The sequence below is a fragment of the Mycobacterium shunyiense genome (genome assembly GCF_058270075.1).
Genome location: NZ_JBZDPU010000040.1, coordinates 885845 through 905206, shown reverse-complemented (window position 1 = coordinate 905206; position 19362 = coordinate 885845). Strand labels below are relative to the sequence as shown.

15 protein-coding genes are annotated in these 19362 nt (G+C 67.1%); 4 read left to right on the top strand and 11 right to left on the bottom strand.

Annotated features, from left to right (window positions below; translation table 11 throughout):
* The first annotated feature begins 79 nt into the window (after positions 1–79).
* Positions 80–871 carry a FadR/GntR family transcriptional regulator gene (locus AC4ELH_RS34990; RefSeq protein ID WP_064882945.1) on the top strand — a complete coding sequence of 264 codons (792 nt, stop codon included), beginning with the start codon at positions 80–82 and terminating at the stop codon, positions 869–871.
* 36 nt (positions 872–907) lie between these two features.
* Here AC4ELH_RS34990 and AC4ELH_RS34985 read toward each other — a convergent pair whose 3' ends face one another.
* The 3 genes from AC4ELH_RS34985 to AC4ELH_RS34975 all read right to left on the bottom strand — a co-directional run bounded on the left by AC4ELH_RS34985 (position 908) and on the right by AC4ELH_RS34975 (position 4084).
* Positions 908–2659: a DUF3556 domain-containing protein gene (locus tag AC4ELH_RS34985; RefSeq protein ID WP_498889438.1), complete on the bottom strand. Its 1752-nt coding sequence runs from the start codon at positions 2657–2659 to the stop codon at positions 908–910.
* 107 nt (positions 2660–2766) lie between these two features.
* Entirely contained in the window at positions 2767–3288 is a 522-nt protein-coding gene (locus tag AC4ELH_RS34980) for a DoxX family protein (RefSeq protein WP_064882941.1), read from the bottom strand.
* Between the two features lie 22 nt (positions 3289–3310).
* Entirely contained in the window at positions 3311–4084 is a 774-nt protein-coding gene (locus tag AC4ELH_RS34975; RefSeq protein WP_498889436.1) for an SDR family NAD(P)-dependent oxidoreductase, read from the bottom strand.
* Positions 4085–4108: 24 nt separating this feature from the next.
* Between AC4ELH_RS34975 and AC4ELH_RS34970 the strand changes: the two genes are divergently transcribed.
* Positions 4109–4708 (top strand): TetR/AcrR family transcriptional regulator, encoded by a 600-nt coding sequence (locus tag AC4ELH_RS34970; RefSeq protein ID WP_498889434.1) that lies wholly within the window; start codon positions 4109–4111, stop codon positions 4706–4708.
* Between the two features lie 9 nt (positions 4709–4717).
* Here AC4ELH_RS34970 and AC4ELH_RS34965 read toward each other — a convergent pair whose 3' ends face one another.
* From AC4ELH_RS34965 to AC4ELH_RS34945, 5 genes are all read right to left on the bottom strand, one after another.
* Positions 4718–5938, bottom strand: coding sequence for a WS/DGAT domain-containing protein (locus AC4ELH_RS34965; protein ID WP_448442410.1), 1221 nt, complete (start codon positions 5936–5938; stop codon positions 4718–4720).
* A 25-nt stretch (positions 5939–5963) separates the two neighbouring features.
* Positions 5964–6869 (bottom strand): alpha/beta fold hydrolase, encoded by a 906-nt coding sequence (locus AC4ELH_RS34960; protein WP_448442339.1) that lies wholly within the window; start codon positions 6867–6869, stop codon positions 5964–5966.
* Entirely contained in the window at positions 6866–7666 is an 801-nt protein-coding gene (locus tag AC4ELH_RS34955; protein ID WP_448442337.1) for a hypothetical protein, read from the bottom strand. The genes AC4ELH_RS34960 and AC4ELH_RS34955 overlap by 4 nt, the downstream gene beginning before the upstream one ends.
* Positions 7663–8322: an Rv1363c family protein gene (locus tag AC4ELH_RS34950; RefSeq protein WP_448442335.1), complete on the bottom strand. Its 660-nt coding sequence runs from the start codon at positions 8320–8322 to the stop codon at positions 7663–7665. The genes AC4ELH_RS34955 and AC4ELH_RS34950 overlap by 4 nt, the downstream gene beginning before the upstream one ends.
* A gap of 130 nt (positions 8323–8452) precedes the next feature.
* Positions 8453–9094 carry a TetR/AcrR family transcriptional regulator gene (locus AC4ELH_RS34945; RefSeq protein ID WP_448442333.1) on the bottom strand — a complete coding sequence of 214 codons (642 nt, stop codon included), beginning with the start codon at positions 9092–9094 and terminating at the stop codon, positions 8453–8455.
* Between the two features lie 135 nt (positions 9095–9229).
* On the opposite strand from AC4ELH_RS34945, the gene AC4ELH_RS34940 reads away from it, so the two are divergent.
* Together AC4ELH_RS34940 and AC4ELH_RS34935 are read left to right on the top strand one after the other, a co-directional pair.
* The gene (locus AC4ELH_RS34940) at positions 9230–10066 is read left to right on the top strand and encodes an alpha/beta fold hydrolase (RefSeq protein WP_448442408.1); all 837 of its coding nucleotides are present in this window, start codon (positions 9230–9232) and stop codon (positions 10064–10066) included.
* Positions 10063–13002, top strand: coding sequence for an aminotransferase (locus tag AC4ELH_RS34935; protein WP_448442331.1), 2940 nt, complete (start codon positions 10063–10065; stop codon positions 13000–13002). The genes AC4ELH_RS34940 and AC4ELH_RS34935 overlap by 4 nt, the downstream gene beginning before the upstream one ends.
* On the opposite strand, the gene AC4ELH_RS34930 is transcribed toward AC4ELH_RS34935, so the two are convergent.
* From AC4ELH_RS34930 to AC4ELH_RS34920, 3 genes are read right to left on the bottom strand one after another with little or no spacing between them, the layout of a single operon-like run.
* The gene (locus AC4ELH_RS34930; protein WP_498889430.1) at positions 12960–15800 is read right to left on the bottom strand and encodes an AAA family ATPase; all 2841 of its coding nucleotides are present in this window, start codon (positions 15798–15800) and stop codon (positions 12960–12962) included. The genes AC4ELH_RS34935 and AC4ELH_RS34930 overlap by 43 nt on opposite strands.
* Before the next feature lie 40 nt (positions 15801–15840).
* Positions 15841–18669 carry an ATP-binding protein gene (locus AC4ELH_RS34925; RefSeq protein WP_498889428.1) on the bottom strand — a complete coding sequence of 943 codons (2829 nt, stop codon included), beginning with the start codon at positions 18667–18669 and terminating at the stop codon, positions 15841–15843.
* Positions 18666–19298, bottom strand: a complete 633-nt coding sequence (locus AC4ELH_RS34920) for a sigma-70 family RNA polymerase sigma factor (RefSeq protein ID WP_064882923.1) — start codon at positions 19296–19298, stop codon at positions 18666–18668. Before AC4ELH_RS34920 ends, AC4ELH_RS34925 begins: the two co-directional genes overlap by 4 nt.
* Between the last annotated feature and the right edge of the window lie 64 nt (positions 19299–19362).

Genomic DNA, 19362 nt, shown 5'->3' with positions numbered 1-19362 from the left:
CACGGTGAACAGATGGTTTACTGAGTTGTACAGCTGACCATCCGGCCAGCCTAAAAGTTGTCTCACCTGGGAGTGTCTGGTGGCTCGAACCACACCGCTGGCGCCGATGATCGGCCCCGACGCGATCGCACCGCAGGCACCGGTCCGTTCCCCGAAGACCGCCGAGCTCGTCGCGGGCACCCTACGGCGCATGGTCGTCGACGGCCAGCTCAAAGAGGGCGACTTCCTGCCCAACGAGGCCGAGCTCATGGAGCATTTCGGGGTCAGCAGGCCGACACTGCGTGAGGCCGTGCGGGTGCTGGAATCCGAGCGCCTGGTCGAGGTCCGCCGCGGCTCGCGGACAGGAGCCCGCGTCCGGGTTCCGGGCCCTGAGATCGTCGCCCGCCCGGCGGGTCTTCTGCTCGAGCTGTCCGGCGCCGACATCGCCGATCTCCTGGTGGGCCGTGCGGCGATCGAGCCCATGGCCGCCCGCCTGCTCGCCGAGAAGGGCGACGAGGCGGCGTTCGCCGAACTTGAGCAGATGCTCGACGAGCACATCCCCAAGGACCATCTGTCGGACCAACTGGCCGCAACCACGGGCGACTTTCACCGCCGGGTGGTGGAGCTGTCGGGCAACGCCACACTGGGCATCATCGCCGGCATGCTGCACGAGATCACCGTGCGCCACCACGCCTTCCTGTTCAAAGAGCGCCGGCCGGTGTCGAAGACCGACTACGACAAGCTCATGCGGTCCTACCGCAAGCTGATCCAGATCATTCGCTCCGGCGACGGCGATGCCGCCGAAGCACATTGGCGCAAGCACCTCGACACCGCACGCATCCTGATGCTGCAGGACATCGAGAGCGTCAAGGTCCGCGACGTCATGCGCTGAGGCGATTTTCGCCGAACGTGCGCTCAGATCGGAAACTCAGCCCGAATCGCGATCTGAACGCACAGTCGATACCGATTCGACATGGACCGGCAGTTCGTCGTCCCAGGGCTGCCGCGTCACCATGTCGGCCACCTTGACGTATCCCCGCTCGAATTCCCCGGTGGCCGCATCGACCAATCGGTATTGCTGGGTCTGATGCTGGATCGGTTGCGCGTCGAGCATCACGATCCGCACCTCCCCCGGCTCGAAATGGCACCTCTTCTGCAGGGCCGCCACGAGCTGCTCATTGCTCATGTGCCCGTCACCGAAGTTCCAGCCGATGGCCGTCGAGACGATGCGCTCGCCATCGGTCAACACATAGTCGTCCTCGTTGCAGCCGGCCATCGCCCGGTGCGCCAAAGTGAACAGCGCCCGGCCGTGAGAGTTGAAGCCACGGAACGCATATCCCATGTAGAGGTACATCTGGGCGACCTCGGGGCTGCCGTAGTAACGCTCCATCTGGGCGGCGGGCATGCTGGCGATCGCGACGATGTTCTTTTCGATCTTCTCCGCGGCCGACGGCTTGACGCACCACAGCGAGGTGTCCCAGTTGCCGGCGTAATAGCGCATACCCGGCAGGAACGAAACCTTGCGCGGGAACAGGTTTCCCAGCACCACAGTGCCTGCCACCACCGCGAACAGCACGATCGGCCACGGGCTGCCCAGATCCCCTAGACCCACGCCGGCGTGCCCGACGAACAGCGCCAGCACGGAGAACATCATGAAGACGTTCCACTCCAGCGGCACGCCCATCGGAATGGCGCTCAGGATCCCGAAGTGGAACACCAGCATCACGAAGGCCGCGATCGCCGTCGCCCACCCGCCGTGCGAGAAGAACAGCACCAACGGGACCAGACCCTCGATGGCAGTGGAGAAATGCGCCACGAAGCGCGACGGCCGCCCTGGCCGGAGGTCATCCGGGAAGTGCTCGAAGAACTTGCGCTTGATGAACCGTGGCCGGAACACCGGGTTGTTGCTCATCATCGTCGAGATGACGAACGGGAAGTGTTTGGTGAGTTTCGAGGTGGCCGCGCCGATCCAGATCGTCAGGCAGATCAGCTTTGCCGCGATGACGATGTCAGCCCCGCTGAACAGGAAGCAGACCGCCAGGGACCCGTACACCTCGCCGCGGGCCGCCAGGAAGATCACCTTGTCGCGCAGGCCGGCCACGGCCAGCAGGCCGACGATCGCCGCGGTCTGCCACACCGGCAGCACGCCGATCTCGCTGCCGAGCGCGGGGATGGGACCGGTACCTTGCGAGGCGAGCGCCACCACCAGCATCACCAGCAGCGCGCCGTACAGTGCGACGTCGACGATGGTGCGGTCGTCACCCTTGGTCAGCGGGACCCGGCTGGGCCACGGTGGGAGCCGAATCGTCTTGGGCCGCAACCAGTACAGGATCGACCCCATCGGCGGGAAGAACCGGTTGTTGAGCGGGCCGAAGCCGCAGCCGAGGCCGATGACCTCGAACAGCATCGTGTAGAAGACGACCTTCTGGTAGACGATCGGCTCGGCGTACCAGGAGGCGACGTTGGTGAACCCGTCGACGCCTTCGGTGGTCAGCGCGATCAGCCAGGCACCGAGAATGTAGGCCAGGATCTTGACGACGTAGAACAGGTGCAGCACAACCGGGGTTCCGAACCCCACCTCCGCCCAGTGCCGGGCCATCGGCTGGATCTTTTCCGCGCGCGTGCCCTTGCTCCACTGCTCGAAGTCGATCTGGGGCGATTCCTGTTTGAGAAAACCCATGCCCGACAGATTAGAACGTGTTCTAGTCGGACCTCACGCGAACAGACGCAAACTCGCACAAATCGACCCGGAGATGTGCGAGTTGGCGTCTGCTCGGCGGGGAAAAGCTAGGACTTCACGGGCGGGCGGAAGAAGATCACCAGCTGGCCGATGCCACCGGCCAGGCCGAGGACGACCGCGATCGCCAGACCGCACCAGCCATGCAGGTAGTGGTAGAAGCTCGAACTGGAGAACAGCAGGTGGTCGAGGCTGTAGCGACCTGCACCGGTGCCGGCGATCGCCACGGCGGCCACCGCGAGGATCAGGTTGTACTCCCAGCCCTCCTTGACGATGAAGAAGCCGTTGTGCCGGTGCACGGTCCAGGCCGCCACCAGCATCAGCGCCACGAACCCGGCTGCGGGCACCGGGGTCAGCAGGCCCAAAGCCAAGCCCAGCCCAGCCGCCATTTCGGTGCTGGCTGCGACCCGGGCGTGGAACAGTCCCGGCTTCATGCCGATGCTGTCGAACCATCCCGCGGTGCCCGGGATCCGCCCGCCACCGAAGAACTTGTTGTAGCCGTGTGCGGCCATGGTCAGGCCGAGCACCACGCGCAGGAGCAGGATCGCAGTGTCGTAAGCAGAGGAAGCCATGTAACAGAATCTAGGACATCTGTTAAGCCGCCGCCCAGCCCCCATCCACACTGAGGATCACGCCGTGGATGTTTCCGGCATCGTCACCGGCCAGGAAGGTCACCGCCGCGGCGACCTCCTCGGGGGTGCTCATCCGACGCGACGGGATGCGGGCCAGCACCGGTCCGATCTCGTCGGCCACGTCAGCTGCCCTTTCGGTCGCGATCGGGCCGGGAGCCACCGCGTTCACCCGCACCCCGCGCGGGCCGTACTCGACCGCCCACGACTTCGTCAGCGAATGCACCGCCGCCTTGGTCGACGAGTACAGCGCCGCGCGGTCTCCACCGATCAGTCCCGTGATCGAGCCGACGTTGACCACCGCGCCGTGGCCACGTTCGGCCATGGCCGGCGCCAGCGCTCCGGTCAGCAGGAACGGTGCCATGACGTTGGTCTGGTAGGACTCCAGCAGCGCCTGCTCGGTGACCTCGCCGGTAGGTTCGGGCATCCCCCAGACCCCGGCGTTGTTGACGAGGATGTCAAGCTGCCCGCCGGCCGCCGCAGCGACCTCGCGGGCCTGCTGGGCCAGGCGCTGCACCTCGCCCGCCCCGGCCCCGAGGTCGGCGGCGACAAACTCGGCTCGCCCTCCGGCGGCACGGATCTCGGCGACGACGGAGTCGCCGCGTTCCTTGTTGCGGCCGCTGACGATGACCAAGGCACCCTGCGCGGCGAGGGCCTTGGCGATGGCGACACCGAGGCCGCCGGTGGATCCTGTGACAAGTGCTGTGCGGCCTTGGAGGCGCGTAGTGTTTGGACTCATGAGTCCAGGTATAGGCCGCTAAAAATGGACCTGCAAGTCCAGAAACTGACCGCCAAGGGCGAGGCCACCCGACGCCGCATCGTCGAGGGTGCCGCATCGGTGATCCGCAGCCACGGGGTGGCTGCCACCACGTTGGACGATATCCGCGCCCATACCCAGACGTCCAAGAGCCAGCTGTTCCACTACTTTCCCGACGGCAAGGACCAACTGCTGCTCGCGGTGGCCGAACGCGAAGCCCAGATGGTGCTGGAGGATCAGCAGCCCTACCTCGGTGAGCTGACCTCCTGGGCCGCCTGGCAGCGCTGGCGCGACGCGGTCGTGGAACGCTACCGCCGCCAGGGACAGAGCTGCCCGCTGAGTCTGCTGACGTCAGAGATCGGCCGCACCACTCCCGGCGCCCAGGCGGTCACCAAAGCCCTACTGCAGCAATGGCATGACGAGATCTCAGCAGGTATCCGGCACATGCAGTCGCAGGGAAAGATGGCTGCCGATCTGGATGCCGAAAAGGTGGGCGCCGCCCTGCTGGCCGGGATCCAGGGCGGGGTCAGCGTGATGCTGGCCTCCGGTGACCTGAGCTACCTCGAGTCCGCGCTGGATGTCGGCATCGAAATGCTGCGTCGCTAGGCCGATCACTCACAACGCCGCTTCGAGTCGCTCGATATACCCGTCGACGTCCCCGATCGCCGACTCTGCCCCGAACACACTGATCGAGATGGTGTCCCCCACGCCCGTCACGCAGTGAGTGAGCCCCACCATCGGCGACAATCCGGGAAACGCCGCAGCCAGCCGTACCGGCATACCTCCGAACGAGAAATCCGCGGCGCCGCAGTTCACGCTGGACACCACGGTGTTCCCGGTGACCGTCGCCGAACGTGCGTCGGGATTGAACTGGCCGATCCCCCACCGCAGAAGCAGGGCCGGAGTGGCGGCGAAGGCACGTTCCGAGGCCCGCATCGCCGGGTGTGCGGCGCGTTCCCGCCGCGCCGCCAGTTCAGCAGCGATCGCGGCGCGGCGCTGCGTCACCGGCAGCGACGGATGCAGCCCAACGCCGACCGTGCCGAAATGGTTGTAGGCCTGGCGAGGACCGGATTTCGCCATGGTCACCTCGGCACCGAGAGTGGCCGGATCCGTCCCGAGCTCACGGAGCTGCCCGGCCAGGGCTTCGGAGATTCCGGCCAGGGCACAGACCGTCACGGTGGCGCCCGAGAGCTGCGCCCGATCGCGGACCACCGTCCGCATACTCCGTACACCCGTCGGACGGTCGTTGGTCCGGAAAGGACGGCGCGGTGTCGCGGCCGGCGGCACCCGCCCGGCCTCGGTGTCGGCCACCAACTGCCGGTGCGCCCGGGCCGCTTCGATGCTCCGCCAAGGCAGCATCGCCGGGTGGCCGTACACCGGCACAACCGGTGCAACCGCTCCCTGACGACCGAACATCAGCGCCGCCGGACCGCAGGTGCGCCCACCACCGCCGAGGGCGTGCGTGATCTGCAGGACCGCAACGGTGCCGGCACCAGTGACACCAGGTATCCCCTCGACGCCGGGGAAGACATGAAGCCGCCACGGCGCCAGCTGCGCATCGAGTTGAGCGTCCACCAGCTCGCCCACGGCGGCCAGACAACCCAGCCAGGTCGGCTGATCGAGATCGTGTACCACGAACCGGAATTCGTCGACCGGAGCTGGTACCCAGGACGGGTAGTGCAGCCGTGCGCCGTCATCGATCCGCTGCGAGAGGTCAGGGCTGGTGCGGGCGTTGGCAGCCAACTCGGCGAGCACCCCGGGCAGATCGACGGGCACACCGTCGAATCCGTACAGCAGGAACGTGTCGTTGGGCATCCTGGACGACATCCAGAACATCTGCGCATCGACCGCAGTGAGTCGGTTAACCGGCACGTCCGATGAAGTCCAGGATGCGGGCCGCTGTGGCGTCGGGCTGATCGAGTTGCAGGAAGTGACCACCGGATTCGACGACATGGGTGTCGCTGCCTGCGGGCAGCACCTCGCGCACCCAGCGGATGTAATCCGGTGCGGCACAGCCGTCATCGGTACCGTGCAGATACAGCGACGGCAGCACCGGCGGCAACGCCAAGTGCTCGTGTAGCTCGGCGTACCGGGCCGGTGGCTTGCTCATCCGGATCGTGGCCCGGTAGTAGCCCAGCGCGGCGCGCCAGCGGTCCGGCGCCCCGATCGCGGCGTCGACGTGGCGCAGGTCCTCGGCGGCGTCGTATCCCGGCGACCATGTCTTCCACAACCGCGGCACCACCCAGGACGCGGAACGCTCAGGCAACCAAGGCAATTGGAAGTACATCATGTACCAGCTGCGCAATGCCTGACGCGGCAGCTGAGCCAACAGCTTGCCCGCGTCAGGCACCCGTCCCAGCGGCTGGAACGAGGCCATCGGCGGTACCGACATGATCACCGCTCTGGCGAACGGGTTGTCCGGCAGCGCAGCCACTCCCGCTGCCGCCATGGCACCCCAGTCATGGCCGATGATCACATCACGCCCCGTCGGTCCGACCGCCTGCAAGAGGTTCAGCGCGTCGTCCATCAGCGCAGCGACGTGATAGCTGCCGTCGGCAGGAATCGACGAGGGCACGTAGCCCCGCATGAACGGCGCCACCACTTTCCAGCCGGCCTCCGCCAAGGTCGGGGCGACCTTGCGCCAACCGTAGGCGGTGTCGGGAAACCCATGTAGGCACAACGCCACCGGACCGTCATCGGGCCCCCACGCCAACGCCCGCAGTTGTACTGCAGGGGTGGCGACATCGATCCAGCGCGGCTCGGTCACAGTGGCACCGGCTCGTACTCGGACATCAGCCATTGGCCACCGTCTTTGACCATCGTCACCCGCGCCACCGACGGGTGCTTCTTCGGCATTTCGTCGCCGACCTGGACACTCTGATTGACGAACAGCACCAACTCGACGCGGTCGGGTTTCGCGGTCGCGGTCCCAGCCTCCAGTACGTCGGCGACTGCCGCGATCCGCTGCGCGTGTGCGGCCGGGATCACCTCGTTGATCATCGCTGTGTAGGTACCGCGAAAATTCCCGGTCATCCGGTCGCGGGCCGCGGTGAGCTGTTGGTCGACGGTTTCGGTCTCATACGACAGCATCTGGGCCGTGATGTCCTTGGCCGCCTGAACCGATTCGACTCGTGCCGTGTCACTTTCGTTCTGCGACACGGTCAGCCAGCGCAGCACCCCAGAGGCCGTCGCCAACACCAAGGCGATGATCGCCAGCACGACAGGCAGGCTGACCCGAGCGCGCGGATGGGACGGTTCGGCCTCTTCGGCGCGTTCCGCGGGCTCCACCGCCTCGTCAGCTTCTTCGGTTTCGTCGGCTTCGTCGGCGGGCTTGTCGGCGACGACGGGCTCGTCGGCTGGCCCGACCGATTCCTCGACCGCCGCCTCCTCGGCACCGTCCGGCTCGACGCTGTCCGACTCGGCACTGCCCGACTCGACGCTGTCGGGCTCGGGGCTCGCCTTCTCCAGGTTGACCGGCTCGGCGGCTACGGGCTCGGCGATCTCTGCGGATTCGGCTGCGGCCTTACGACGCCCCGCCGGCGGCATCTTGTGCCGGCCGCTCACTGGATGAACTCCACGTTGGAAACCTTCGCCTTGCCCTCAATATCCTGCACTGTCAACACCATTCGCCATACCTGGGGATCCTGCTCGGGCACGCCCGCGTTCGTGGACCGAACGGTCACGGACATGAGCACGTCCGCCTTGTCCTCCGAGTAGGACTCCAGAGCCGATGCGGTAACCGTGCCCACCGACTTCGACTTGATCTGTTTGACCACGTCCAGAAAGGACTTCGAACGTTTCTCGAAGTCGTCGTAGAACCGTCCGGTCGATGAGTCGAGCACTCGCTGGACGTCGTCTTCGGCGTGCTCCCAGTCGATGCTTGTCAGGTTGGTCGCGCCTTGGCGGGCAGTTTCCAGGAACATGTCACGTCGCTGCTGTTCCTGATGGACCTGGTAGTAGTCAAAGCCCAGCCAACCGGTCAGCGCCACGAGCGCGACGACGAACGCGCCGCCGACAACCGACACAATCTTCGGGCGCAGGGACCGGCGTCGTTCGGGGGCCGTGTGCTCGGCCTCGTCCGACTCTTCCTCGGCGACCTCACCGTCGGCGTCCTCGTCGGTTTGTTCGACAGCCTCGGCGTCGGGTTCTGGGGCGGACGGGCTCGGCTCCTCGGCCTCGGTCGGCTCGACCGACTCGGCGTCGGCGCTGTCGTCTGCCATACATCTGCTCCTCGGTGGCACTGCGGTATCGCGCGTGCGACAGCACGCGTGCGGTCCAACGTACGTGGCACCGGTCACACCGTCATCAGCGGTACCGGCAGTCCCGGATACGCCTCTCGGGCGGCCGCCCTTACGTGCTACCGGGCTCTCTGCACGTGATGCGCGCCCCCACCGCACGCAGCGCAAAGTCCACCGCGGCGGCGCACGCACCCTCCCAATCCCCGTCGGCTCCCAGCCGGGACAGCTCATGGCTGACCACTGCGCGGATGGCCGCGGCATCCCGCTCCGGCCTGGTCAGCGGAAACGACGCGTCGTCCAGACCGCGGCGCAGGAGAGCTGCCAGCGACCGTTCGCGGTCGATCCGCCACTGTTCCTGCCCGGCGAGGTAGCCCTTGGCCGAGCGAACCTCCTCCAGGTCCAGAACCAACGCCTGCCCGCGCAGTCGCGCGTCGTGTATCACGTCGAACGACACCCTGATCCACTGCTCGAGCTGTTGTGCGGGCGCACCATCGGTGTCGTCGGCGATCTCGTCGAGCCTGCGACCCAACGCCCTGCCCGCGCTCTGTTGCATGGCCAGGAACAACGCGTCCTTGGATTCGAAGTGGCGATAGAAGGCCCGGGTGGACAGCCCGGCGCGAGCCAGCACCGATGCGATCGGCACGGCACCGGTGTGGGGCTCGGCCAGGCAGGTGAAGGCGGCCCTGATGATCGCGCGGCGCTCGGCGGCGTCCCGCGCCGCGTCATCCGGCTCGATACCTGGATCAATCCGCACGATTGACGATTCTAGAAACGGCCCGCTTGCACGGGTCGCAGATGCGACGAAAACACCCCTGGGTAACGTGACTTCCGGGGCCTGCCGAGAGGAATGTCCGTGAGCACCGGGAAAACCGCGCACAGCGAGTCAAGCATCGTCACGTTCCGGGGCGTCGACGATCTGAATCTGGTCGGCGACGAATGGAACCGCGACGCCGCGTCCGCTGCTGGCCGACCTACGGTTCTGCTACTTCACGGCGGCGGGCAGAACCGGTACTCCTGGAAGAACACCGGGCAGATCCTGGCCGACGACGGCCTGCACGTGATCGCGCTCGACGCGCGTGGTCACGGCGACAGCGACCGCTCCCCCAGCGCGAACTATTCGGTGGAAGCGCTGAGCTCCGACGTGCAGCACGTGCTGTATCAAGTCGGCCGGCCGGTGGTGCTGATCGGGGCCAGCATGGGCGGGCTGACCAGCATCCTGGCGTCCCACGAGGCCGGCCCGGAGCTGGTCACCAAACTCGTGCTGGTCGATGTGGTGCCCCGGTTCGAGAAGAGCGGTAGCGCGCGTATCCGCGACTTCATGTTCACCAACGTGGACGGTTTCGACTCCCTCGAACAGGCTGCCGAGGCGGTCTCCGCCTACCTGCCCCACCGCACGAAGCCGCGCAGCCCGGAGGGGCTGAAGAAGAACCTGCGGCAGCGCGACGGGCGCTGGTACTGGCACTGGGATCCGGCCTTCCTCACCAAGCCCGAGGACGATCCGTTCGCCCGGGTGGACAAGCTGGAATCAGCCGCGATGAACCTGACCATCCCGATCCTGCTGATCCGCGGCAAGCTCTCCGATGTGGTCAGCCCCGAGGGCGTGCAGGACTTTCTGGAGAAGGTGCCTGCCGCCGAGTTCGTCGAGCTGTCCGATGCGGGGCACACCGCCGCCGGGGACGACAACGACGCATTCACCGAGGTCGTCGTGGAGTTCGTCGGGCGGTGAGCGCCACCCGCGACACCGTAGGCTTCAACTTTCTGCGCCAGCCTGAGCTGCCCGCACCTCAGGTCGGCGAATCATCCGCCCGCGACATCCTGGCCACCCATTTCGGCCTACGGGCAAGTGTGAAATCCCTGGGCAGCCAGCAGGATAAGAATTTCCTGGTGGGTGACGGCGACGACGCGATCACCGGGGTGCTGAAGATCGCGAACCCCGCGTTCAACGAGATCGAGCTGACTGCTCAGGAGTTGGCCGCGGACCTGATCGCAGCAGCCGAACCGAATTTGCGCGTGGCGCAGCCGTTGCCCAATCAGTGCGGCGAAAAGCTCACCGCGGTAACCGGTCTGGGCCTGAACCGGACCGACGACACCGCCTACGTGCGACTGCTGCGACACCTGCCCGGCGGAACCCTCATCGAGTCCGGCTACCTGCCGCCGGCCACGGTCGCCGAACTGGGTGCACTGGCCGGACGGGTCAGCCGAGCATTGGCCGGTTTCAGCCATCCCGGCCTGGACCGGATCCTGCAGTGGGACCTGCGTTACGGCGCCGAGGTGGTATCCCACCTGGCAGTCCACGTCGACGACGATGCTGCACGTACCCGCCTGGAGACTGCGGCCGATGCGGCGTGGGCCCGCATCGCACCACTGGCCGACGCACTGCCCCGGCAAGCCGTGCACATGGACCTGACCGACGCCAATGTCGTGGTCTCCCGCGGCGTCGGCGGTACCGTGCACCCCGACGGCATCATCGATCTCGGCGATCTGGCCGACAGTTGGGCCGTGAGCGAACTGGCCATCACACTGTCCTCGGTACTGCAACATCCCGGAGCCGACCCGGTGGCCGTGCTGCCCGGCATCCGAGCCTTCCATGCCATCCGACCCTTGAGCGTTACCGAGGCAGAAGCGTTGTGGCCGTTGCTGGTACTGCGCACCGCGGTGCTGATCGTCAGCGGAGCACATCAGGCCGGTTTCGACCCGGACAACGACTACCTCACCGAGCAGTCCGACGGCGAGTGGCAGATGTTCGAGTCCGCCACCTCGGTGCCGATGGACGTGATGACGGCGCTGATCAAGGCCGACCTCGGGCTGGCCGCACCGCCCGAGCCGGTTCCGGTTGACCGGCCGATGCTCACCGTGCCGGGGCCGGTGGTGACGCTGGATCTGGGTGCGACGTCCGATGATCTGAGCGACGCCTTCACGGCCGGCGGCTGGGTGAAACCCGATATCGAAGACGAATTGGCCAGGGCCGCACTGGCCGACGGCGCCGCCCTGGTGGTGACCCGGTACGGACAACCGCGGATCGCGCAGGCTCCCGCGTTGAGCCAGGACGAGCCGGCCGTGGTGCCGACCGGAATCAGTATGTGGGCTGCTGAATCCACCCCGCTGGTAGTGCCTTTCAGCGGTGAGATCGTCGATCGCTCAGCCTCTGCGGTGACGTTCCGCGGCACCGACTTCGAGCTGACTTTGACCGGAGTGAGCGCCGGTTCGGGAGACGGGATGGGCGTGGCCGCACCGAGTCGACGTGTCGAACTCGCAGTGCGGCCCGTCGGCGCGCCGGTGGCACCGCATCTGACCACGCCCGCACTCGCTCCCGGCTGGCTGGCACTGTGCCGAGATCCACGGCCGCTGCTGGGATTACCGCCACTATCCGCCGATGATTCCGAGCCCGATCTGATGGTCCGGCGCGACCGCGCATTCGCACCCGTACAGGAGCACTACTACCGCCGACCGCCGCGAATCGAACGGGGCTGGCGACACTTCCTGATGTCCACCAGCGGACGCTGCTATCTGGACATGGTCAACAACGTCACGGTGTTGGGCCACGCGCACCCGCGGGTCGCGGCGGCAGCAGCCCGGCAGCTGCGCAAGCTGAACACCAACTCACGGTTCAACTACGCCTCCGTCGTCGAATTCAGCGAACGCCTGGCCGAGCTCCTGCCAGATCCGCTCGACACGGTATTTCTGGTCAACTCCGGATCTGAGGCCAGTGACCTGGCGCTGCGGTTGGCGACCGCAGCGGCCGGGCGCCCCGATGTGGTGGCGATGCGCGAGGCGTATCACGGCTGGACGTACGGCACCGACGCCGTGTCGACCTCTACCGCGGACAACCCGAATGCGCTCACCACCCGGCCGGATTGGGTGCACACCGTCGAATCGCCCAACAGCTTCCGCGGCAAGTACCGCGGTAGTGAGGTCGGGCGATACGCGGTGGACGCGGTGGCCCAGATCGACCAGTTGATCGCCGAGGGGCGCGCCCCGGCCGCGTTCATCTGCGAGACGGTATACGGCAATGCCGGCGGCATGGCCCTACCCGACGGATACCTGGAGCAGGTCTACGCGGCGGTGCGCGGGGCGGGCGGATACGCGGTCGCGGATGAAGTCCAGGTCGGCTACGGTCGTCTGGGCGAATGGTTTTGGGGCTTCGACCAACAGGGAGTGGTCCCCGACATTGTGTCGATGGCCAAATCGGTCGGTAACGGTTATCCGCTGGGGGCGGTGGTCACCAGCCGCGCCATCGCCGAGGCCTTCCGCAGCCAGGGTTACTTCTTCTCCTCCACCGGCGGCAGTCCACTGTCATGCGCGATCGGAATGACGGTGCTCGACGTGCTGAACGACGAAGACCTGCAAGGCAACGCGTCCCGCGTCGGCGCTCATCTGAAGTCGCGACTGGAGGAACTGGCCGAGCGGCACTCGATCATCGGCACCGTCCATGGCGTCGGCCTGTACCTCGGCGTCGAGATGATCCGCGATCCCGACACCCTCGAGCCGGCCACCGAGGAAACGGCCCTCATCTGTGATCGGATGCTCGAACTCGGGGTGATCATCCAGCCGACCGGCGACCACCAGAACATCCTGAAAACCAAGCCGCCGTTGTGCATCGACATCGAAGCGGCCGATTTCTACGCCGACACCCTGGACCGGGTACTTACCGAAGGCTGGTGAGCGAGGCTGTCCGACAAGCCCCGAAGTTGCCGACGAGAGGTAACCGAGAGCTTGGCGAACACTTTCCGCAGGTGCCACTCGACCGTGTGGGTGCTGATGAACAGCTGCTCTCCGATCGCAGCGTTGGTCAGTCCGGCTGCTGCGAGCCGCGCGATCTGTGCCTCCTGAGCCGTCAGGACGTCGCCGCCGGCGACCGGCCGCCGGCCCGCGCGCTCGCCCTTCGCGATCAACTCGCGCCCGGCACGATCAGCGAAAGCCCGGGCACCGAAGGTGCGGAACATGTCGTGCGCGATGGTGAGCTGTTCCTTGGCCGCCGACCGGCGCTTCCGACGGCGCAGCCATTCTCCGTAGCGCAGATGGGCCCGGGCCAGGTGGACCCTGATGCGGGTACGCCCCAACCGGTCGATCGCTTCACGGTAGTGAGCCTCGGCATCTCCATCGTCGGCCACCAGAGCCCGTGCACCCGCCAAAGTCCCCAGAGCCCAATCCGTGTCGCGAACCGATAAACGCTCGGTAAGGCGCCCGCAGGCCTCCTGCGCAGCGTCGATGTTGCCGATGCGGGTCGCCGCCTCGATCAGTTCGACCAGATACCAGCCGTACAGTCCGAGGTCCTCATACTCGGCAGCCTGCTGGGCCGCGACGAACGCCTCCTCATAGCGGCCCAGACCATTGCAGAGCACGGCGGTCGCATATCGGGCCAGGCCCAGCACCCGGCCTTCCCCAGAGGCCGATGCCGCCTCGGCACCAGCCTTGAGCGCATCGAGATCTTCCGGATCACCCTTCCACGCATCCAGCGCAAGAGAGTGATAGCGCAGCGGTGAGTAGTAGCGGGTCGACAGAAAGGTCGAATCAGCCTCCGTCAGAAGGGCTTCGGCGGAAACGAGCTCGCCGGCCAACATGTGCACGACGGCCCGGTAGGCCAGGGTCTCCGGAAGCAGCGCCAACGCGTCGGACGCCCGGACTCGTCGCACCGCCGCCGTGGAGAGCCGGTGCACCAACCCGTCATCCCATAGTTCATAGGCCGTGGACTGCTGGATGAGAGGCAGCGCGGGCACCATCCACCGCGACGCCGGGGAATCGGCATCGAGACGATGCGCGCCCAGCCTCTCCACCGCCGCCGGCAATCCCTCCCCGGCATACGGAACACCGGTGATCTGAGCCGTCATGCCCCGCAACACGGTGCCCACCGGCCCAGAACCGGTGGATAGGCGTTCGATACCGCACCGCGCGGTCTCGGCCGTCCGCGCCACGGCCGGGATATCTCCGAGCCGGCCTGCGTACATCGCCGCAGCGAGAGCTTCGAGATGCGTCTCAAGGCTCACTTCAGCGTCGAAGTGCTCGAATTCGACTGCAGCATCACTCATCCGGGATGCTATCTCACTCAACGAAGCCGCCGCGCCGTCGCCGCTGCGCCGCTTGGCGAACTCCATCTGCGCGGACAACCGCGCGGCTCGTGCCCGCTGCAGGCCGGTCATCGGTGCCAGGCCTGCCACGCCGAGCAACGTGTCGGCATCGGAAAAGGCGCCGGCATCGAGCTTGGCCCGCGCTGCGGCCAGCGCGCGGTCACAGCGAAGTTCCGGAACCGATGTCAGGACCGCGGCCCGCTCGAGAAATGTTGCGGCAACGGCCATACCGATCTGCGCGTGCGCATGACCGGCAGCGACTTCCAGTTGCGCTGCCACCTCATCGTCGGGCCACGTCACGGCGTTGGCGATATGCCAGATCCGGCGGTCCGGATCGATCTCGACATCGGTGACTTCGGCCAGTACACGGTGCATCTCGCGGCGTGCGGACGGGTCGGCAGCGTGGTAAGCGGCCGACCGGGCCAGGGGGTGCAGAAACCGCACATCGGAGTCGATTTCGATCACTCGGGCGACCACCGCGGGCGCCAGCATGTCGGCAGTGATCCCAAGCCGGTCCGCGACGCGACCCAACACAGCGGCATCACCGACGGGCTCGGCCGCAGCGGCGAGGAGCAGCTGCCGAGTCGATTCGGGCAGCGCGCGAATCAACTCGACATAGTCGAGCTCGATTCTTTTGACCCCCGACGGGGTGTCGCCGCGGCGCAGCGCCCCGGCAAGTTCTGCGGCGGCACGATCATGCGGAAGTGAAACCAACGCAAGCGGATTACCCCGGGTCTCGGCGATGATCCGATCGCTGACGCGCGGGTCGAGTCGGGTCATCATCACCGTGCCCAGCAGGTCTCGCGCATGCTCATCCGACAACGGGCCGATCATGCGCTCGGGCAACCCGCTCAGCACGTCTACCCCGAGGTCACGGGTCGCGAACACCAGCCCGGCCCGTTCGGTGGTCAACCGCCTCGCCACAGCGGCCAGAACGGCCAGCGTCGCAGGGTCCAGCCAATGTGCGTCGTCGAGAACCCAGACCAGCGGTTCATCGCGGCAGGCGGCGGTCAGCAAATTCAAAACCGCTGACTGCACCAATTTTTCGGTCGGCGGCGCACCGGATCCGAGTCCCAGAACCACCACCAGTGCGTCGCGTTGGTCTTCCGGCAGCCCGGCGAGGTGGCCGAGCAGCGGTCGGCACAACTGCTGTAGACCGGCGAAGTCGAGGTCCATATCCAACGACACTCCGGTCACCCGTACCGATCGATAGTGCCCGACCCGCTCGAGAAGGTGGTTCAGCAGTTCGGTCTTCCCGACGCCGCGCTGTCCGCGCAGCACCAGCACCCTGCCTCCGCTCCGCATTCCCGTGACCAGATCCTCCAGAACCCGGCATTCGGCATCGCGTCCGATCAGGACACGCGCGCCCGCATCGTGAAAAGGTTTCCGCCACATACACATATCGACCGAACAGCAGCCGATTTTGTGACAGCCTCTACTTCCCCAGCTTCGCCGCGATGTGCCGACGGGAACGGATACCCAACTTGCCGAACACTTTTCGCAGGTGCCACTCGACGGTGTGAGCGCTGATGAACAGTTGCGCGCCGATCTCCGAATTGGTCAGTCCGTCGGCGGCGAGCCGGGCGATCTGCATCTCCTGCGCGGTGAGCGATGCGGCGTCGACCACCCGCCGGCCCGTTGCCCTGGCCGAAGTCGCTGCCCCCGCGGCGGCGAGTTCCCGGCGGGCCCGCTCGGCGAACCCGTCGGCGCCCAAGTCGCTCAGCAGGGTGTATGCCTGGCGGAGGCGTTCCCGCGCTTCGCCCCGTCGCTGTTCGCTCCGCAGCCACTCGCCATACACCAAATAGGCCCGTGCAGTGAGCATTCGGACGCCCGTACGCTCGAGAAGCTCGATCGCATCGCGATAGCGTTGCTCGGCGACCGGGCCGTCTGCCACCAGCGCGCTGACATAGGCCGCTGTGCCGCGCACCCAATCGGTACCACTCACCGCAGCAATGTCTTCGATGTGTCGCACCGCTTCGGCCGCCTCGGCCGGAAGGCCCAATCTTGCTGCCGCCTCGACCAACTCGACCATCGACCAGGTTGAGAGTCCAAGCTCCTGCGGGTAGGCGGACCCGCGGCGGGCCGCAGCGAGGGCCTCGTCATACCGGCCGAGCCCGTTGTACAGCACCGCGGCCGCCCATTCCGTCGCCGTCAGCGCCTTTCCCTCGCTGCGCAGCAACGGGTCGGAGGTGATCAGGTCGATGGCCTGCCGCGTGCGTGTCTCGTCACCGCGCCACGGTTCGACGACCACGGCGCCGTAGTGCGCGAAAAAGCTGCTTCCGGTGACCTCGCCCAACGTTGCCGCCTGAGCGACCAGCGCGTCGGAGGCCGCCAGGTCACCTGCATAGACGCGGTTCGACAGCCGCAGCAGCAGCGCCGACGGCAGGACGGCAAGTGCGCCGGCGTCCACAGCAAGCTCGACCAGCCTGGCCGACAGCGTGGACCAGGCGTCGAATTCCCAAGTGTTGTGCGCCAATCGGCACGCCAAGGGCAGCCAGCCCAGCCCGTCCGCTGGGGAGAATTCGCCTGTTCGATAGGCCGCGAGGGCACGATGAACCAGCGGCGCCCCCCGTGCGTAACCCGCAACCGTGATCCGGGAAACGCCTTCCAGGAGCAGATCTGAGCAAGCCGGGTCCGTGGGCCGCCGCATCGCCAGGATCGCAGCCGCCACCTGCTCCACGCCGACCTCATCGGGCAATCTGCCGGCGGTGAGGGCGGCGTAGAACGCGTCGCGGTAGGTCTCGGTCGCGAGACCACGGTCAACTGGCTCAAGTTGTTTGGCAGCAGCGAGCAGTGAGGGCAGGCCCGCGCTGGCACTGCGGAAGGCGAAGAGACTTCGTCCGCGCACCAGTTCGGCCAGGGCATGCTCACGCTTGTTCAACGGCAGCGTCGCGAGGTCGTCGAGCAGTTCAAGAGCCTCGCCGAACTCACCTGCTTCGCTCTTGGCCTGCGCAGCGGCCAACGCGCGGGAGCCACGTCGATGCGGATCAGGGGTCAGCTCTGCGGCCCGGTCGAGGAATGCCGCCGCCGCGGCAGCACCCCCGCGGGCGCGGGCGCGGGTGGCGGCCAGCTCGAGTGCGGAGGCCACCTCCTCATCGGGGTGCCCTGCGGCACTTGCCAAGTGCCACGTGCGTCGATCGGGATCGTGTTCGGGGTCGGTCGCCTCCGCCAACGCCCGGTGCACATGCCGCCGCTGCGATGTCGTCGCCGAACGGTAGGCCGCCGAACGGACCAGTGGATGCCGGAATCGGACCATGGTGCCGACCGTGAGCAGGTCCCCGGCCTGTGCTTCGGCGCCCGCGGCGACGATGTCGATATCCAACTGTGTGGCCGCGCGCCGCAGCAGCGCCACATCTCCCACCGGATCAGCCGCGGCGAGCAACACCAGAAGCTGGGCCTCGGATGACAACGAACCAAGGCGGCGCCGGAAGCCCTGCTCGATCTGGCCGGCCAGCGAATGGTCGTCGAGCCCGTCGGCAGCCACGGCCAGCTGCGCAGCAGTCACCTCACGTGGAAGTTCCAGGAGTGCAAGCGGATTCCCCTGGGACTCGGCCAGAATACGATCGAGCACCCGGTCGTCGACGCGGCCCGGGCAGCCCCGTGCCAGCAGAGTCCGGGCGTCGTGATCGCCCAGGCCCTCGATCCGCAGCGCGGGTAGATCCGTCAGGGCATCCCCCACGACGGGCTCACGTACCGCGAAGAGCAGCACCACCCGCTCGGCCAGCAGCCGGCGACCGACGAACGACAAGATCTGAGCGGAAATCCGATCCAACCATTGCGCATCGTCGATCAGACACACCACGGGTTGCCGCGCCGCCGCCTCCGCCAACAGGCTCAGGACTGCCAGGCCGACGAGGAACCGGTCCGCGGGAGTGCCCGCGCTGAGCCCGAACGCCGTTTCGAGCGCCGACCGCTGTGGGACAGGCAGCCGGTCGAAATGTTCCCGAAACGGCTCGCACAGCCGGTGCAGCCCGCCGAAAGCCAGCTCCGACTCCGCCTCGATCCCCGCGATGCGCACCACCTGGCAACCGGGCGCATCGTCGCCCACGTAGTCGAGCAACGCGGTTTTGCCGATACCTGCCTCGCCCCGCAGCACCAGTGCTGCACTGCGACCGCCCGCCACCGCCGTGACCATGTCGTCGAGAGTGGTGCGCTCCCATCGCCGGCCGACAAGCCGTCCCCGGGTTCCGTCGAGCCGCTCCATCTCCTCGACGCGAGGTGTCTCGACGGTCCAGGCCAACCGGCCTGAGGTTTCGGCCCTCATGCGGCCCGTGAGCCGGCGTACTCGCCGGTGAGGAGCCGCTCCAGATCTCGGCGGTCGCCGGTGCGCGCGGCCCGCAAGAACGCGTTGGCAAGCCGGCGGTGCGTGGCGATCAGGACCGCTGAGGCACGCTCACCGGTAACGAGCCGGGTCTGGGCCCGGCGGACCAGTTGCCGCGTGTTCGCCACACTCGTCCGCAGGAGCGCTGCGATGTCGACGTAGGCGTATTCAAAGCCTTTGCGCAGCACGTAGGCGGCCAGCTCCGCCGGCGTCAACCTCGCCATCAGCAGGGCAACCAGCTCCTCGACCAGAGCGGTCTGTTCGGTCCGCGACACGGGCTCGTCGTCGACGGTGTCGATCAGGTAGTCCAACGGCGACGCGGTCGGTGCCTCGTGGCGGTACCGGGCCGACTGGATGACGTTGATCGCGAGGTTGGTCGTGGTGGTGGTCAGAAATGCGGCCGGGTTTTCCACGATCGTGCGATCGGTGCGCTGCCACCGCAGCCAGGCCTCCTGGACCAGGTCTTCGGCACCACACACCTCGCCGGTGACTCGGTAGGCGATACCGAACAGCCGCGTGCGATGTGTGAGAAAGATGTCGAGAGCCAGGTCCAGTTCATCCGGTGTCGACATACCTCCACCCTGGATGCCACGGGGCCTCCGTCGCGCCACGGAACTGCGTGGTCGAGTCCGTGGG

What these genes read in the sequence shown, in the direction of transcription:
- AC4ELH_RS34975 (WP_498889436.1), bottom strand. Translation starts at nt 4,084, where the DNA reads ATGAGTCCAAACACTACGCGCCTCCAAGGCCGCACAGCACTTGTCACA.
- AC4ELH_RS34950 (WP_448442335.1), bottom strand. Translation starts at nt 8,322, where the DNA reads ATGGCAGACGACAGCGCCGACGCCGAGTCGGTCGAGCCGACCGAGGCC.
- AC4ELH_RS34925 (WP_498889428.1), bottom strand. Translation starts at nt 18,669, where the DNA reads ATGAGGGCCGAAACCTCAGGCCGGTTGGCCTGGACCGTCGAGACACCT.
- AC4ELH_RS34965 (WP_448442410.1), bottom strand. Translation starts at nt 5,938, where the DNA reads ATGTTCTGGATGTCGTCCAGGATGCCCAACGACACGTTCCTGCTGTAC.
- AC4ELH_RS34920 (WP_064882923.1), bottom strand. Translation starts at nt 19,298, where the DNA reads ATGTCGACACCGGATGAACTGGACCTGGCTCTCGACATCTTTCTCACA.
- AC4ELH_RS34980 (WP_064882941.1), bottom strand. Translation starts at nt 3,288, where the DNA reads ATGGCTTCCTCTGCTTACGACACTGCGATCCTGCTCCTGCGCGTGGTG.
- AC4ELH_RS34970 (WP_498889434.1), top strand. Translation starts at nt 4,109, where the DNA reads ATGGACCTGCAAGTCCAGAAACTGACCGCCAAGGGCGAGGCCACCCGA.
- AC4ELH_RS34930 (WP_498889430.1), bottom strand. Translation starts at nt 15,800, where the DNA reads ATGTGGCGGAAACCTTTTCACGATGCGGGCGCGCGTGTCCTGATCGGA.
- AC4ELH_RS34985 (WP_498889438.1), bottom strand. Translation starts at nt 2,659, where the DNA reads ATGGGTTTTCTCAAACAGGAATCGCCCCAGATCGACTTCGAGCAGTGG.